Here is a 15,090-nt window from a genome sequence, read left to right as displayed (position 1 = left end):
TTCGGCGGCCGCGAACCGGCCCACCCGAGCGCCATAAAAATTGGTTATACAGGAGATCATTCACCCCTTACGGTCAGCGGCATGAGCGAGCAGGTCCGGCCCGCCCGGGGGGCTCCGGTCACCCGCCCCCCACTCGTCAGCAGGCCGCTGGCCCTCTTGTTCGTCTCCACCTTCTGCGCGACGACGAGCTTCCACCTGCTGTTCTCGGTCGTCCCCATGTACGCGGCGTCCGGCGGGGCGGGGGACGGCGAGAACGGCGTCGCGGCCGGGCTGGCGACCGGCGCGCTGATGCTGTCGACCGTGGCGGCCGAGCTGGTCACGCCCGGACTCGTCCTCCGGTACGGCCCCCGGCGGGTCCTGGCGGTCGGCCTGGTGCTGCTCGGTCCGCCCGCGCTCGCGCTGCCGGCCTCGGCGGGCCTGCCCACGGTGCTCACGGTCAGCCTGGTGCGCGGGCTGGGCTTCGCGGTGATGGTCGTGGTGACGGGCGCGCTGGTGGCGTCGCTGGTCCCGGCGGAGCGGCGCGCCGAGGGCCTCGGCGTGTCCGGGATCGTCGTCGGCGTCCCGGCGGTGTGCGCGCTGCCGCTCGGCGTCTGGCTCGCCGGGCACGTCGGCTACACCTGCGTGTTCGCGGCGGGCGCGGTCGCGGCGCTGGCCGCGCTGCCGCCGCTGCTCGCGCTGCCCGGCCGCCCCTCCGGCGGGGAGGCGCGGGAGGAGGTGTTCGGGATGCTGGCCGGGCTGCGGTCCCCGGTGCTGCGCCGCATGGGGATCGTGTTCGCCGCGGCCGCGATGGGCGCGGGGATCGTTGTCACGTTTCTGCCGACGGCCGTCGGGGGCGTCGCGGCGGCGGCGCTGCTCGTCCAGGCGGCGGCCGCGACGCTGTCGCGCTGGTGGGCCGGACGGGTCGGGGACCGGCACGGCTCCCGGCGGCTCCTCGTCCCCGGGCTGCTGGCCGCGGGCACGGGCATGGCCGGGCTCGCCGCCACCGACAGCCCCGCCCTGGTCGTGGCCGCGATGGCGCTGTTCGGCGCGGGCTTCGGCGTCATGCAGAACGCGAGCCTCGCCGTCATGTACGACCAGGTGCCGCTCTCCGGGTACGGGACCGTCAGCGCCGTGTGGAACCTCGCCTTCGACGGCGGGATGGGCGTCGGCGGCACCGGGTTCGGGCTGGTCGCCGCGCAGACCGGCTACCCGCCCGCGTTCCTGCTGACCGGCGTGCTCATGCTGCTCACGCTCCCGCTGGTGGTCCGCCGCTCCTGACCCGGGCCTCGACGCGCTGCTCGATGCGCCGCGCGATGCGCTGGACGTCGCCGCGCTCGCCCGGGGGCAGCGGTGCCCCGGCGGCGGCGCGGGCGGCGGACGCGGCGTCCAGCGCCTCGGCGGCGTCCTCGACACGCCCGGCGAGCGCGTGCGCCCCGGCCGTGCCTTCGAGGGCGAGCGCGACCGCGCGCGGGTGGCCGGTGGCGCGGGCCGCCGCGAGCCCCTCGGCGTGCAGCGCGAGGGCCGCGTCCGCGTCGCCGCGCAGCTCGGCGATGAACCCGAGTTCGGCGAGCAGGAACGCCAGGCCGGGCGCGCCGTCGATGGCGCGGCACCAGTCGAGCCAGCCGCGCAGCCGGGTCTCGGCCTCCTCCAGCCGTCCGCGCCGCCGTTCCGCGAGCGCCAGCCCGATGTCGGCGAAGTGCTCCGCCCGCCGGTGCGACTCGCGCACGGCCAGCCTCCGGCCGCGCTCGTGCAGGTCGTCGGCGCGTTCATGGTCGCCGGTGAGCAGCGCGATCCGGCCGAGGCGGGAGAGCCGCACGGACGCCTCGGTCCACAGGCCGAGCCCCTCGGCGTCGCGCAGCGCGTCCTCGTGCAGCGCGGCGGCGCGGGCGTAGTCGCCGGTCGCCTCCGCGATCAGGCCGAGCGTGTCGGAGACCTGGAGGCGCCCCCAGCGGTCGCCTTCCGCGCCGAACAGCTCCAGGGCGCGCGCGCCGTCGCGGGCCGCCGCGCCGGGATCGCCCCCGGCGACCGCCTGCGCGGCGCGGGTCGCGAGCGCCGCCGCCTCGCCCCAGCCGTCGCCGAGCGACCGGAACCCCTCCAGCGCGACGCCGGTCAGATCGTCGATCACCGCGAGGTCGCCGAACCCGGTCCGGGCGAAGCCGAGGAACCAGTGCGCCCAGGCCCTCCCCCACGGATCGTCCACGCCGCCGCCGTCCACGCCGCCGTCGGCGTCGGCGGCGTCGTAGGCGGCGAGCGCGGCCCGGCAGCGCGCGTCGCGGTCGGAGCCGTCGCCGTCGAGCATGGTGAAGCCGGCGTGCCAGGTCCGCGCCCTGGCCAGCGCGGCGGGCGCCCCTCCCGGGACGGCCAGGGCCTGCGCCAGCGCGCGGCACGCCTCGCTCGGACGGCCCCACAGGAACCAGCACCATCCCATGGCGTTCACGAGCCGCAGCGCGGAATCGGCGTCGCCCTCGTGGACGGCCGTGTCCAGCGCGGTCCTGAGGTTGCCCGTCTCCATGCGCATCCGGGTGAGGGCCTGCCGCTGGTCCGCGCCGCGCAGGCGGGTCTCGGCCTCTTCGGCGAGCGCCGTGTAGTAGCGGACGTGGCGGCGCCGCGTCTCCTCGTACTCGCCCGCCTCCCGCAGCCGCTCGACGCAGTACGCGGCGACCGACTCCAGCATGCGGTAGCGCGGGCCCTCCCCGACCACGACCAGCGACCGGTCCACGAGCCGCGCCAGGACCTCGACACCGCTCTGGGCGCTCACGCGCAGGGCCGCGTCGAGCGACGCGCCGCCCGTGTGGACGGCGAGGCGGCGCAGCATCGCCCGCTCGGCCTCGGCGAGCGGCTCGTAGCTCCAGTCGATGACCGCGCGCAGCGTCCGCTGCCGGGCGGGGGCGTCCCGGGCGCCCGAGGACAGCAGCCGGAACCGGTCGTCCAGCCGCCGCGCCAGCTCCTCCACGCCGAGCGCCCGCACGCGGGTGGCCGCCAGCTCCAGCGCCAGCGGGACCCCGTCGAGCCGCGCGCAGATCACCGCGACCGCCGCCGATCTCTCGGTGAGCCCGGCGCGCGCCGTGAACAGCTCCGCCGCCGCCTCGGCGGGCAGCGGCGCGACCGCGCGCAGCCGCTCGCCGCCGATCCCGAGCGGCTCCCGGCTCGTCGCGAGTATCCGCAGGTCGGGGACGTCGCGCAGCAGCGCCGCCGCCAGCCCCGCCACCGCCTCGACCACATGCTCGCAGTTGTCCAGGACGAGCAGCGCCCGCCTGCCGCGCAGCGCCCCGGCGAGCCGCCCCGCCGGGCCGCCCGGGATGCCCGCGTCCTCGCGCAGCCCCAGCACGCCCGCGACCAGCGTGGCGATCTCCTCGGCCGACGCGCCGGACGCGGCCCCCTCGTCCAGCGCGACCAGCCAGGCCGCGCCGGGGTGCCGCCGCGCCGCCGCGACCGCCAGCCGCGTCTTGCCGACGCCGCCGGGGCCGTGCAGCGTCACCAGCCGCGCGGCGCCCAGCAGGCCGGCGACGTCCCGCACGTCCGCGTCGCGGCCGATGAGCGGGCTCACCTCGGCGGGCAGGTTGAACGCCGCCGCCCCCGGCGCCTCGTCGTCCTGCCGCAGGATCGCGCGGTGCAGGGCGGTGAGCCCGGGGCCGGGGTCGGCGCCGAGGTCGTCGCGCAGCCTGCGGCGGTGCTCCTCGAAGGCCGCGAGCGCCTCGGCGGGACGGCCCGTCCGGTACAGGGCGCGCATGTGGGCGGCGCGGAGCCGTTCGCGCAGCGGATGCTCCGCCACCAGCGGGCGCAGCTCGGCGGCCAGGGCCTCGTGCCCGCCGAGGTCCAGCCGCGCCTCGGCCCGGCCTTCCACGGCCGAGAGGCGCAGCTCGTCCAGCCGCGCGACCTCGGGGGCGGCGAACGCCGCGTCCTCGAACCCGGCGTAGGCGGGCCCGCGCCACAGCCCGAGCGCCTCGTCCAGCAGCGCGGCGCGGACGGACGGCTCCGCCGCCTCCCGGCTCCGCGCCACCAGCTCCTCGAACCGCGCCGCGTCGCCGGCGCGGGCGTCCAGCCGGTAGCCGGGCGGCCGCGACTCCACCAGCGCGCGGGCGCCGGGCTCGGCGTCCTCCAGGGCGCGGCGGAGCTGGGAGACGCGCGCCTGGAGCGTCGCCGCCGGATTGGCGGGCAGCGCGTCCCCCCACAGGTCGTCGATCAGCCGCGCGGACGGGACGACCCGTCCCGCGTGCGCGAGCAGATCCGCCAGCAGCGCGCGCACCTTGAGGTCGGCGACCCGGACCGGCACGCCCTCCCCGGTCCGCACCTCCAGCGGACCGAGCACCCCGAAGCGCATACCGCCACCGTAATGCCGCCCGAAGGGTTCCCGAAGCGCGCCGTCCCAGGCTGGGGGCGACAACGAAAGGGAGACCCGATATGCAAACTCGAACGACGTCGGTGACGGTTCTCGGGCTGGGCCTGATGGGAGCGGCGCTGGCCGAGGCCCTGCTGAGGGACGGCCACACGGTCACGGTCTGGAACCGCTCCGCCGCCAAGGCGGCGCCGCTGGTCGCGAAGGGCGCCGTCCAGGCCCCGGACGCCGGTGCGGCGATCGCGGCGAGCCCGCTGGTGGTCGTGTGCCTGTCCGTCTATGCGAACGCGGAGGAGATCCTCGCGAGCGACGCCCTCGCGGGGCGCACGGTCGTCCAGCTCACCAGCGGCGCGCCCGACCAGGCCCGCGCGATGGCGGGCCTGGTCACCGGGCGCGGCGCCCGCTACCTCGACGGCGGGATCATGGCCGTCCCGCAGATGATCGGGGGCCCCGGCGCGCTGATCCTGTACTCCGGCGACGAGGACGCCTTCACCCGCCACAAGGACGTCCTCGCCGCGTTCGGCGAGGCGCGCCACGTGGGCGCCGACCCCGGCCTCGCGCCGCTGCTCGACTTCGCGCTGCTGGACGCGATGTACGGGATGTACGCGGGCGTCTACCACGCGATCGCGCTCGCCCGCTCCGGGGGCGTCACGGCGTCGGAGTCCACACCGATGATCACCGACTGGCTCGCGGCGATGATGCACGCGTTCCCCGAGCAGGCGCGGGCGCTGGACGCGGGCGAGTTCGGCACCGACGTCTCCAGCGTCGCGACCAGCCAGATCGCCTTCCCCACCCTCATCGAGACGAGCGTCCGGCAGGGCGTGGACCCCGCGCCGCTGCTGCCGATGCGCGACCTCCTCGACCGCGCCGTCGCCGACGGCCACGGCGCCGACGGCCTCCACCGCCTGATCCCGCTCCTCGAAACCGGGAAGGGCTAGGCGGGGGCGTTCGGGAGCAGGCCGGAGCTCTCCAGGTACTGGCGGCCCCGGGGTGTGATGTCCCACGCGTTGTGGCGCCATTCCTTGCGGCGCCACACGACGCCGGCCGACAGCAGCCTGCGGCCCACCCGGCTGATCTCGGTCTCGTCGGTGCCGAGTTCGGCGGCGAGCTGCTGGTTCGACAGGCCCTGCCGGCGCGCGACCGCGACGAGGAAGCGGGCCGCGTGACCGCCCGGCTGGAGCGCGAGCTGGAGACCGGACGGCAGCCGCCGCAGCGCCCAGTGCACGACGTCGATCAGGCCGAGGATGCGCCCGCGCTGCTCGCGCTGCGGGCCGTCCAGCGCCTCCACGTCGAGGTAGTGGCGGTGCAGCCACTGGAGCCCGTCCTGGCATTCGACCAGGGCGGGCTCGTCGGCGCTGAGCGAGGCGTCGGTGATCAGCATGCCGAGCGCGCTGAAGTGGCCGTCACTGATGATCTTGTTGTGCTCCATCGCGTCGATGAGACGCCGGACCTCGGCCCGGCGGTCGTCCCCAGTGCTCACGGCGGCTCCTCGGTCGCTGAACAGAAACCGGACCCCTTCAGGGTGCGCTCGATGCCAAGTGACTGTCAAGTGATGCTGGGCACGCTCCCCCACCGGCCACATGACTCTGTAGCGAATGCCACTGAAAGGCGGCGGTCACCGGAGTTACGATCGGGCCACCGTTCGTGACACACGCACGCCGTCCCCGGGGGCCGCCTATGACCGACCATGTGCCGGAATCCGCTCGCACCATCGGACCGGCCGACCTGTTCGTCCTGCTGTACGACGCCATCGGCGACGGCGTCTTCCAGGACTGGACGGCCACCCGCTGGTACGAGGACCCGCAGATCCGGCAGGAGGCGGAGCGCATCGCCTCGACCGTCCTCGACACCGGCTCACTGCCCCCCGGGCAGGTCGAGGAGACCATCACCGAGCGCGGCGACCTCGGCCGGTTCGTGCTGCTGCTCGGGCTCGACATCGCGCTCGCGCACGCCAGCCCCTACGGGCCCTACTACGACGCCCCCCGGCTGACCGGGCTCCTGGTCACCTACCTGACCGAGGGCAGGCTGAACGGGCCGGAGACCTCCGGCGCGCTGCTGCCCCGCTGCGCCTTCCCCGGCCGCCCGCTCGGGCGCCGCTCCAAGGCCGAGTTCTTCGGCGTCCACCGCGTCCCGCAGGCCGAGTGGGAGCGGATCGACCACCGGGTGCTGCCCGCCGTCCACGACCCGCACTTCTCCCGGGACGCGCCGGTCCCGGTCGGCTGCGCGCCGGTGCTGGAGACCTTCGACGACATCGAGATCGAGTTCGAGGAACGGCTCGGCATGACCGTCTACCGGCTCCGCCCGATGGACTCGGCCGGGATCCGCTCCCGCATCAAGGCGATCGTCCGGCGGCTGGACGAGTCGGGCGCGCAGCTCGCGGTGATGCCCGAGTCCTCGCTGTCGGAGGCGCTGCTGGAGCACTGGAAGGAGGTCGCCTTCGACACCGCCGGGCGCGACCGCGACCGGCATCCGCTGCGGTTCCTGCTGGTCGGCACCGGCCCGGTCGGCGGCGGCGACCCGCCCCCGAACCGCGCCGTGCTCATCGACCGCTGGACGGGCCGGGAGCTGCTCGTCCAGGACAAGCTGTCGGGCTTCACGCTGGACGCGGCGCAGATGCGGCTGTGGCGGCTGCCGGACGCGCCGCGGGAGGGCACCGCCGAGGAGTACACCGCGACCGGCACCCGGGTCGCCGTGCTCGACTCCTCCCTCGGCCGGCTGGCCACGCTGATCTGCGAGGACCTCAGCCGCTCGATCGGCTGGGAGCGCGAGGTGCAGGCGTGCGGGGTGTCGCACCTGCTCGTCCCGATCTTCTCCAAGCCGATCATCGAGTACCGCTGGGAGCAGCAGGGCGCCGAGCGGCAGGTGTCGGGCCTCGGCAGCTGGGTCGTGGTGTCCAACAGCCTGGCCGTCGGCGCGGCGATCCCGGACGAGGACCTCCAGGGCACCCGCCACACCTGCCTGGTCGCCGGCCCCGCCGACCTGGAGCGCGCCGCCTACGGGACCGAGCTCCAGTTCGGCAGCGCCAGCACGGGCGCCGAGCTGGGCAGGCTCGCGACCGCCGAGCTGCCCCGCGTCCTGCCCGGCGCCGCCTACGACGTCTGGCACGCGCACCTGCCCGGCACGAAGTAGCGGCTCAGTAACGCATCAGCCCACCGTGAAGGTGCCGGGGGCGGTGGCCGGGCCGCCGGGGGTGTGGACGACGACGCGGCCGGTCGTGGCGCCCTCCGGCACCCTCGCCCGCAGCAGCGTGTCGGTGACGTCGGTGGCGGCCGCGTCCGCGTCGCCGAACCGGACGCCGGTCGCCGCCCCGAGGCCCGTGCCGTGGACCGTGACGACGGTCCCGACCGGCCCCGACCCCGGCTCGATCCGGGTGATCCGGGGCGGCAGCGCCTGGTCGCGGCCGGGCTGGGCGGGGGCGAACAGCGTCGCGAAGACCGCCCGCAGCTTCTCCGCCGTCTCCCGGGAGAACAACCCGACCAGCGCGGCGATCGCCGCGACGCCGTAGGGGTTGATCTCGGCCGACCCGCCCACCGGGCTCGTCAGCCCGCCGCGCAGCACGAGGTACACCACCAGCCCGAGCAGCGCGCCGACCAGCGGCAGGAACAGGTACATCATCAGCCAGCTCCGGCGCAGCGCGCGGTTCCCGACATACCAGTACAGCGAGCGCAGCGCGTGCACGACCGAGCCGAGCGCCCCGGCGGCCATCACCACGACGAACAGGCTCGCCTCCCGCGTCAGGTGCGGCGTCCAGCCCGGCAGGTGGACGGCGACCGTCTCCGGCTGGGGGCGCACCCGCCCGTCCGGCCCGATGCCGGGCGCGGACGGCCACGCCTGCACCAGCACGACCACCAGCACCACCACGTAGACCAGCAGGACGGCGGACGCGGCGACGATGTCCCGGGGACGGGCGTACTCGGATCCGACCGGCGACTCGGTCACGGCCCTCCTTCTGGGCGCGCCCTCGCAGCGCCCTCGCGACGCGTCCCCGGCCGGTAATCGACGCTGGACACGCCCCCGTTTCGCAGGCCGTTACCACAGCCCGCTTCCAGTTACCGGAAAGAGGACGTGCGGGTCTCGCGAACGACGGTGACCGAGCGTATGATCTGGGTCACATTTCCGACGACCAGATCGGTGTGCACATGTACGAGGCCGTCCCCCAGCAGCCCGTCTACCGCCCCGCCGCCTCTGACCACCTCGCGCTCGGCGTCGGCGCGGACGGCACCTACACGCTCGGCGGCCAGGTCGCCGCGTTCCTGCTCGGCGTGCTCACGATGCTCCTCTTCTTCCCCCTGATCGTGGTCGCCGCGCTGCTCTACACCCGCGCCGAGGAGCGGTTCGCCTCGGGCGAGGTGGAGCGCGGACGCCGGCTGGTGATGTGGTCGTGGGTGTGCATCACGCCGCTGCCCGCCCTCGCCCTCGTCGGCGGGGCGCTGGCCGCGGTCGCCATGCTCGTCGGGTAGGCCGGAGCGGACCGGGTGGTTCGGAACGGGAAGAGGACGGCCGCCGGGCGGGTTGTCACCCGTTATGAGCGTCCCCTTCTCCGTTCTCGACCTGACCCCCGTCGTCAGCGGCTCCACGTCCGGCCAGGCCCTGCGCAACACCCTCGACCTGGCCCGGCACGCCGAGCGGCTCGGCTTCCACCGCTACTGGCTCGCCGAGCACCACGCGATGCCGGGGATCGCCAGCTCCGCGACCGCCGTGCTGATCGGGCAGGTCGCGGCGGCCACGTCGGCGCTCCGGGTCGGATCGGGCGGGATCATGCTGCCGAACCACGCGCCGATGGTGGTGGCCGAGCAGTTCGGGACGCTTGAGGCCCTGTTCCCGGGACGCATCGACCTCGGCCTCGGCCGTGCCCCCGGCACCGACCAGGCGACCGCGCGGGCCCTGCGCCGCTCCCCCGACGCGCTCTCGGTGGACGACTTCCCCGAGCAGGTCGTCGAGCTGCGCGCCTACTTCGACGCCGCGAGCAAGGTGACCCCCGCCGCGGGCAACGAGCCGCCGGTCTGGCTGCTCGGGTCCAGCGGCTACAGCGCGCGGCTGGCCGGGCTGCTCGGGCTGCCGTTCGCGTTCGCGCACCACTTCAGCGCCGAGAACACGGTGCCCGCGCTGGCGCTGTACCGCGAGTCGTTCCGGCCGGGCGCGCTGCGGGAGCCGTACTCGATGATCGGCGTCTCGGTCACCGCCGCCGAGACCGACGAGGCGGCCCGCGAGATGGCCGCCCCGCAGGCGCTCGCGTTCCTGCGGCTGCGGCAGGGGAACCCGGGGCTGATGCCGACGCCCGAGGAGACCGCCGCGCACCCCTACACGCCGCTGGAGCGCCAGATGATCGACGCGCGGCTCGCCGACCAGGTGATCGGCGGCCCGGAGACCGTCCGCCGGCAGATGGACGCGCTCATCGAGCGGACGGCGGTCGACGAGGTCATGGTCACCACGATGGTGTACGACCACGCCGACCGCCTGCGCTCCTATGACATCCTCGCGGAGCTGTACCAGGACGCCCTGGCGCCGAGCCCCGCCTAGCCCCGCCTAGCCCGGGGCTAACGCGGACGGATCTGGAACTCGAACGGCACCGTGCCCGGGTCGGGGAGCGCGGTGCCGCCGTCGACGCTCAGCACGGCGCCGTTGACGTAGGACGCCTCGGGCCCGAGCAGCCACAGCACCGCCGCCGCGGCCTCCTCGGGCGTGCCCGCCCTGCGCTGCGGGACGAGCCGGGTGACCTCCTCGTAGGCTTCCTCGCGCCCGATGCCGTGCGGCGCGCCGAACTCCTCCATCTCCCGGTCGGACATCTCGGTGCGGATCCAGCCGGGGCACACCACGTTCGCGCGGACGCCGCGCGGCCCGTAGTCCGCCGCGATGGTCTGGGTGAGCATGGTCAGCCCCGCCTTGGACGTCGCATACGCGGCGACGCCCGTCGGGACCCGCAGCGCCGCCACCGAGGAGACCGCGACCAGCGACCCGCGCGCCTCGATCAGGTGCGGCAGCGCGGCCTTGGCCAGCAGGAACACCGACGTCAGGTTGGTGTCGATGGTGAGCTGCCAGTCCTGCGGCGAGAGGTCGAGCACGGCGCCGTTGCGCAGCGCGCCCGCGTTGGCGACGACGCCGTCCAGCCGTCCGTGCGCGGCGACGACGTCCTCGACCAGCTCGGCGACCGCGCCCGGGGAGGCGACGTCGCAGACCCGCGGCTCGGCGCCGCTGTCGGCCGCGACCCGCTCCAGCGCCTCCTTGCGGCGCCCGCAGATCACCACGTGGTCGTCCGCGGCGGCGCCGCGCGCGACGGCCGCCCCGATCCCGCTGCCGCCGCCGGTGACGATCAGCACCCGTCCCATCTCACGCTCCCTCTTCATCGACTCGGCCAGGTTCGCCCAGGTAGGCGGCGTGCAGGAGCTCCGGCGACTTGCGCAGCGGGGCCGCCGGGCCGCTGTGGGTGACCCGGCCGCCCGCCAGCACGTGCGCGGTGTCGGCGATCTCCAGCGCGAGCGTCGCGAACTGCTCGACGAGCAGCACCGCGACGCCCTCGTCGGCGAGCTGCCGGACGGCGGGCAGCAGCCGCTTCACGATCACCGGGGCGAGGCCGAGCGACATCTCGTCGATCAGCAGCACCGACGGCGACATCGCGAGCGCGCGGGCGAGCACGACCATCTGCTGCTCGCCGCCCGACAGCAGCCCGGCCGGGACGTCCATCCGCTTGTCCAGCTCGGGGAACAGCTCGGCGGTCCGGTCGGGGCCGCCGCCGCGCCGCACGACCCGCAGGTTCTCGGCGACGGTGAGCTGGGTGAACACCGTCCGGCCCTGCTCGACGAGCGCGATGCCGCGCCGGGCCCGCGCGACCCGGTCGAGCCCGGCGAGGTCGTCGCCGTCGCCGGTCAGCCGGCCCGAGGCGATCGGCAGCACGCCCGCCACCGCCTCCAGCAGCGTCGTCTTCCCGGCGCCGTTCGGGCCGAGCAGGACGGTCACCTCCCCGGCGGGCACGGTGAGCGTCACGTCGCGGACGATCGGTGCGGCGCCGCGCGCGACCGCGACGTCCTCCAGCTTCAGTTCCTTCACGTGAGTGCCACCTCGTCTCCCAGGTAGGCGCGGGCGACCTCGGGCCTGGCGAGCACCTCGGCGGGCGGTCCCGAGGCGATGACCGAGCCGAAGTCGAGGACGACGACGCTCGCGCAGGCCCGCCGGACCATGTCGAGGTCGTGCTCGATCAGCAGCACGGACGCGCCGAACCGGGCGGGCACCTCCACGAGCCGGTCGGCGAGGGCGAGCGACTCGGCGTGCGCGAGGCCGGCGGCGGGCTCGTCCAGGATGATCAGCTTCGGCCGGGCCAGCAGCGCGGCGGCCACCTCCAGCAGGCGGCGGCTGCCGACGTCCAGGTCGAAGACGTGCGCGTTCAGGGCCGGGCAGCCGAGGAACGTGCGGACCTCCTCCAGTTCCTCCCGGGTGACCGAGCGGTGCGCGGCGAAGCGCAGGTAGGCGCCGACGGTGAGGCCGGTCGGGACGCGGTCCTGCTGGAAGGTGCGGCGCAGCCCGGCGGCGGCGCGGCGGTGCACGGGCATCCCGTCCAGCTTGCGGCCGTCGAGCGTGACCGACCCCGTCGCGGACGTGAGGAACCCCGACAGCGCGTCGGTGAGCGTGGACTTGCCCGCGCCGTTCGGCCCGATCAGCCCCATGACGGTGCCCTCGGGGACGACGAGGTCCACGTTCTCCAGCGCGACGACCTGCCCGAACCGGACGCCGAGGCCCTCGACCTCCAGCAGCGGCCTGGTCCCCAGCGGCGGCGCGCCGACGTCCTGCGACGGCCGGGGTTCGGGGACGCGCGCGGGTCTGCGCGCCCGCAGCCTGCGGGCCAGCCCCTCGCTGACGCTGCTGCCCTGCGAGAGCGCCTGGACGGCGCCGACGCCGAACAGCACGTTCGCCCAGTCCTGGTTGATCCCGGCGCGGCGGAAGATCTCCGGCACGAACGCGATCAGGACGCCGCCGAACAGCGCGCCGCCCACGTACTCGCTGCCCGCCATGACGGCGACGACGAACAGCGCCAGCGAGCTGATCGTGGTGAAGTTCTGCGCCGTGATCATGCCGACCTGCCCGGCGAGCAGCCCGCCCGCCAGGCCCGCGCCGAACGCGCTCAGCGCGAACGCCGACAGCTTGGCGCGGGCGACGCTCGTCCCGGACGCGGCGGTCGCGCGCTCGGAGAACCGGACGGCGCGCCACGCGGCGCCCATCCGGGTGCGGCCGAGCCACTCGACGCCGATCGCGGCGACGACGAACAGCACGCCCGCGTAGACGAAGTACTGCCGGTCGGTGGCGATGAACATCGGCCGCTCGACCTGCTCGAACGTCTCCACGCCGGGGAAGTTGACCGCCGCGATCACCACGTCGGCGGCCGCCGCGAACCCGAGCGTGACGACCGCGAGGTGGACCCCCCGCAGCCGCAGCGCCGGAAGCCCGATCAGCACGCCGAACGGCATCGCGGCGACACCGCCCGCGATCGTCCAGACGATCAGCCCGCCCGGCGCCTGCCAGACGTTGAGCTGGGCGACCGTCCACGCGCCGACCGCCGCGAACGCGAGTTGGCACAGCGAGTTCATCCCGGCGCGTCCGACGATGCCGAGGCCGAGCAGCGCGACCGCCGACACCAGCACCGACGTCGCGAGGAACAGCCAGTACTGCGGGACGACCGCCGCCGCGACCGCGATGACCAGCAGCGCGACGGCCGGCTGGGCGAGCGGGCCGAGCACCGACGCGGCCGGGTTGGCCTGCTTGTCAGCGAGCCGCATCCCACACCTCCCGCCTCTGGGACCAGATCAAGATGGCGAGGATCGCCAGGAACGGCACCGTGTCGCGGTACTGCTGCAACTCGGTGACGTGGGCCAGCGCGCCCTGGAGCGCGCCGAGCCCGAGGCCGCCCGCGACCGTCCGGCCGAGGCTGGTGAAGCCGCCGACCAGCGCCGCGGCGCCCGCCGGGATCACCATCAGCGCCAGCGACGTCTGGTCACTGGTCTGCTGCGGCGCGACGACCAGCAGCACGGCCGCCGCGAGCAGCCCGGTGACCGCCCACATCCCGACGCCGAGGCGGCGGGAGGGGATCGCGTGCAGCTCGGCGGTCGTCGGCCGCTCCGACAGTGCCCGCAGCCGCAGCCCGAGGACCGTCCGGGTGAGGACGAGCCACGCCGCGCCCGCGACCACCACCGAGCCGACCGCGCAGACGGCCGCCGCCTGCGTGACCGTGATGCCGTCCACGGTGAACAGCGAGCCGCCGAACTTGCCGGGCATCCGGCGCGGGTCGGTGCCGAACACCAGGTAGGAGACGGCGAGCAGGCCGACGAGGAACGCGATGGAGATCGCCGAGCGCTGGTCGGCGCCCGCCTCCCCGAACCACTTGCCCATCACCCAGCCGAGCACGGCGGCGACCAGCGTCGCGGCGAGCAGCCCCGCGAGCGCGGCGGCCCCGTAGGGCCAGCCGTGCTCGGAGGCGATCGCCATCGTGTAGACGCCGATCACGCCGATCGCGACCTGGGCGAAGTTGACGACCCTGACCAGGCGGAACATGAGCGTGAGGCAGAGCCCGAGTGCGGCGTAGGCGCCGCCGCCGGCGAGTCCGGCGATCGCTCCCTCAAGCATTGGGCAGCTTGACCCACTCGGGCGTCAGGACGCTCCAACCGCCCTTCGCGTCCGGCTTCACGAACTTGGCGGCGAGGTTGGAGGCGTGCGCGTCGCCGGTGCCGAACGCGAACGGCATGCCCGTCATGCCCGAGGGCAGCGGCTTGAGGTCCTCCATCGCCTTGGTGACCTTCTCGCGGGTGATGTCGCCCTTGATCGAGCGCAGCACCGTGACCAGGTGCTGGGCCGCGAGGTAGCCGCCCTGCGCGAACGCGGTGAGGGGCACCTTGTGCTTGGTCATCGTCGCCCGCCAGTCCTTGTTCGCGGCGGACTGCTCGTCGGTGTAGGGCTCGAACTCCGACAGCGCCACGACGTTCTTGCCCGCCGGGCCGAGGGCCTTGGACGCCTCGACCGTGTAGGTGGAGGCGAGGAACAGCCACTTGATGTTGTTGATCTTCTGCGCCTGCGCGGCCTTGACCCAGCCGATCGACATCGGCTCGACGCCGTTGAACAGCACGGCCTCGCAGCCGGCGCTGCGGGCGCGCAGCACGTAGGGGGTGAAGTCGGTGGTGGAGGCCGACAGGCTCAGGTCGTTGACCAGCAGCTTCTTACCGGTGATCTTGGACCAGCGGTCGACGCCCTCGCGGTAGGCGTTCGCGGTGCTGCCGATGATGGAGAAGAACGCGCAGATCTTGTTCAGCTTCAGCTTCTCGGACGCGTAGTACAGCGTCACGGTCGAGCCGAAGAACGGGCCGGTGTTGACCGGCGAGATGTTCGGCGAGGTGAAGCAGCCGGGGTCCACCCCGATGCCGCGCACGTCGGTGATCTTGTTGCGCTTGTAGAGCGGGCCGTTGACCTGGCAGTCGACGAGGCTCGCGCCGCCCGCGAGCGCGACGGCCTTCTTGTTCTGGATGACGTCGCGGGCGGCGAGCGCGGCGCTGGCCGGGTCGCCCTTGTCGTCGGCGGCGGTGTAGGCGATCTTGCGGCCGTTGATGCCGCCGTTCGCGTTGACGTCGTCGAACACGGCGCGGGCGGCCTGGGACGCCTCGGGAAAGGTGACCGGGCCGCTCAGCGTCGAGACCGAGCCGATGTTGATGGGCCCGGAGGCGGAGCCGGAGCTGTCGTCCGCGCATGCCGCCAGGGGCGCGACCAGGACGGCCGCGGCGAGGAGAGGTGCGATTCGCATG

General features: G+C 74.9%; 13 protein-coding genes. 5 read left to right on the top strand and 8 right to left on the bottom strand.

The features are described 5' to 3' along the window. Nucleotides 1–81 precede the first annotated feature (81 nt). Nucleotides 82–1,257, top strand: a complete 1,176-nt coding sequence (locus tag GNZ18_RS19890; RefSeq protein ID WP_156217964.1) for an MFS transporter — start codon at nucleotides 82–84, stop codon at nucleotides 1,255–1,257. Here the strand turns inward: GNZ18_RS19890 and GNZ18_RS19885 are convergent. Continuing rightward, nucleotides 1,226–4,300 carry an AfsR/SARP family transcriptional regulator gene (locus GNZ18_RS19885; RefSeq protein WP_156217963.1) on the bottom strand — a complete coding sequence of 1,025 codons (3,075 nt, stop codon included), beginning with the start codon at nucleotides 4,298–4,300 and terminating at the stop codon, nucleotides 1,226–1,228. The genes GNZ18_RS19890 and GNZ18_RS19885 overlap by 32 nt on opposite strands. Before the next feature lie 80 nt (nucleotides 4,301–4,380). Here GNZ18_RS19885 and GNZ18_RS19880 point away from each other — a divergent pair, with 80 nt between their 5' ends. Then, nucleotides 4,381–5,253 (top strand): NAD(P)-dependent oxidoreductase, encoded by an 873-nt coding sequence (locus GNZ18_RS19880; RefSeq protein ID WP_156217962.1) that lies wholly within the window; start codon nucleotides 4,381–4,383, stop codon nucleotides 5,251–5,253. Here GNZ18_RS19880 and GNZ18_RS19875 read toward each other — a convergent pair. After that, nucleotides 5,250–5,795 (bottom strand): helix-turn-helix domain-containing protein, encoded by a 546-nt coding sequence (locus tag GNZ18_RS19875; protein WP_156217961.1) that lies wholly within the window; start codon nucleotides 5,793–5,795, stop codon nucleotides 5,250–5,252. The genes GNZ18_RS19880 and GNZ18_RS19875 overlap by 4 nt on opposite strands. 209 nt (nucleotides 5,796–6,004) lie before the next feature. Between GNZ18_RS19875 and GNZ18_RS19870 the strand changes: the two genes are divergently transcribed. Then, nucleotides 6,005–7,444: a carbon-nitrogen hydrolase family protein gene (locus tag GNZ18_RS19870; protein ID WP_156217960.1), complete on the top strand. Its 1,440-nt coding sequence runs from the start codon at nucleotides 6,005–6,007 to the stop codon at nucleotides 7,442–7,444. A 15-nt stretch (nucleotides 7,445–7,459) separates the two neighbouring features. Here the strand turns inward: GNZ18_RS19870 and GNZ18_RS43715 are convergent, their stop codons facing one another. After that, on the bottom strand, nucleotides 7,460–8,254 hold the full coding sequence (locus tag GNZ18_RS43715; RefSeq protein ID WP_156217959.1) for an IPT/TIG domain-containing protein: 795 nt from the start codon (nucleotides 8,252–8,254) through the stop codon (nucleotides 7,460–7,462). Nucleotides 8,255–8,454: 200 nt separating this feature from the next. Here GNZ18_RS43715 and GNZ18_RS19860 point away from each other — a divergent pair, with 200 nt between their 5' ends. Both GNZ18_RS19860 and GNZ18_RS19855 read left to right on the top strand, forming a co-directional pair. Continuing rightward, nucleotides 8,455–8,775, top strand: a complete 321-nt coding sequence (locus tag GNZ18_RS19860) for a hypothetical protein (protein ID WP_156217958.1) — start codon at nucleotides 8,455–8,457, stop codon at nucleotides 8,773–8,775. A gap of 64 nt (nucleotides 8,776–8,839) precedes the next feature. Beyond that, nucleotides 8,840–9,835, top strand: a complete 996-nt coding sequence (locus GNZ18_RS19855) for an LLM class flavin-dependent oxidoreductase (protein ID WP_156217957.1) — start codon at nucleotides 8,840–8,842, stop codon at nucleotides 9,833–9,835. 17 nt (nucleotides 9,836–9,852) lie between these two features. On the opposite strand, the gene GNZ18_RS19850 is transcribed toward GNZ18_RS19855, so the two are convergent. The 5 genes from GNZ18_RS19850 to GNZ18_RS19830 are packed head-to-tail and all read right to left on the bottom strand — an operon-like array spanning nucleotide 9,853 to nucleotide 15,089. Further along, on the bottom strand, nucleotides 9,853–10,641 hold the full coding sequence (locus GNZ18_RS19850; protein ID WP_156217956.1) for an SDR family NAD(P)-dependent oxidoreductase: 789 nt from the start codon (nucleotides 10,639–10,641) through the stop codon (nucleotides 9,853–9,855). Nucleotide 10,642: 1 nt separating this feature from the next. Next, the gene (locus GNZ18_RS19845; protein WP_308166454.1) at nucleotides 10,643–11,359 is read right to left on the bottom strand and encodes an ABC transporter ATP-binding protein; all 717 of its coding nucleotides are present in this window, start codon (nucleotides 11,357–11,359) and stop codon (nucleotides 10,643–10,645) included. Further along, on the bottom strand, nucleotides 11,356–13,080 hold the full coding sequence (locus tag GNZ18_RS19840) for a branched-chain amino acid ABC transporter ATP-binding protein/permease (protein ID WP_156217955.1): 1,725 nt from the start codon (nucleotides 13,078–13,080) through the stop codon (nucleotides 11,356–11,358). Before GNZ18_RS19840 ends, GNZ18_RS19845 begins: the two co-directional genes overlap by 4 nt. Beyond that, entirely contained in the window at nucleotides 13,067–13,924 is an 858-nt protein-coding gene (locus GNZ18_RS19835) for an ABC transporter permease subunit (RefSeq protein WP_156217954.1), read from the bottom strand. Before GNZ18_RS19835 ends, GNZ18_RS19840 begins: the two co-directional genes overlap by 14 nt. Next, nucleotides 13,917–15,089, bottom strand: coding sequence for an ABC transporter substrate-binding protein (locus GNZ18_RS19830; protein WP_156217953.1), 1,173 nt, complete (start codon nucleotides 15,087–15,089; stop codon nucleotides 13,917–13,919). Before GNZ18_RS19830 ends, GNZ18_RS19835 begins: the two co-directional genes overlap by 8 nt. Between the last annotated feature and the right edge of the window lies 1 nt (nucleotide 15,090).

Source organism: Actinomadura litoris (assembly GCF_009733595.1).
Taxonomy (GTDB): Bacteria; Actinomycetota; Actinomycetes; order Streptosporangiales; family Streptosporangiaceae; genus Spirillospora; species Spirillospora litoris.
This window is presented reverse-complemented; position numbering and strand designations above follow the sequence as displayed.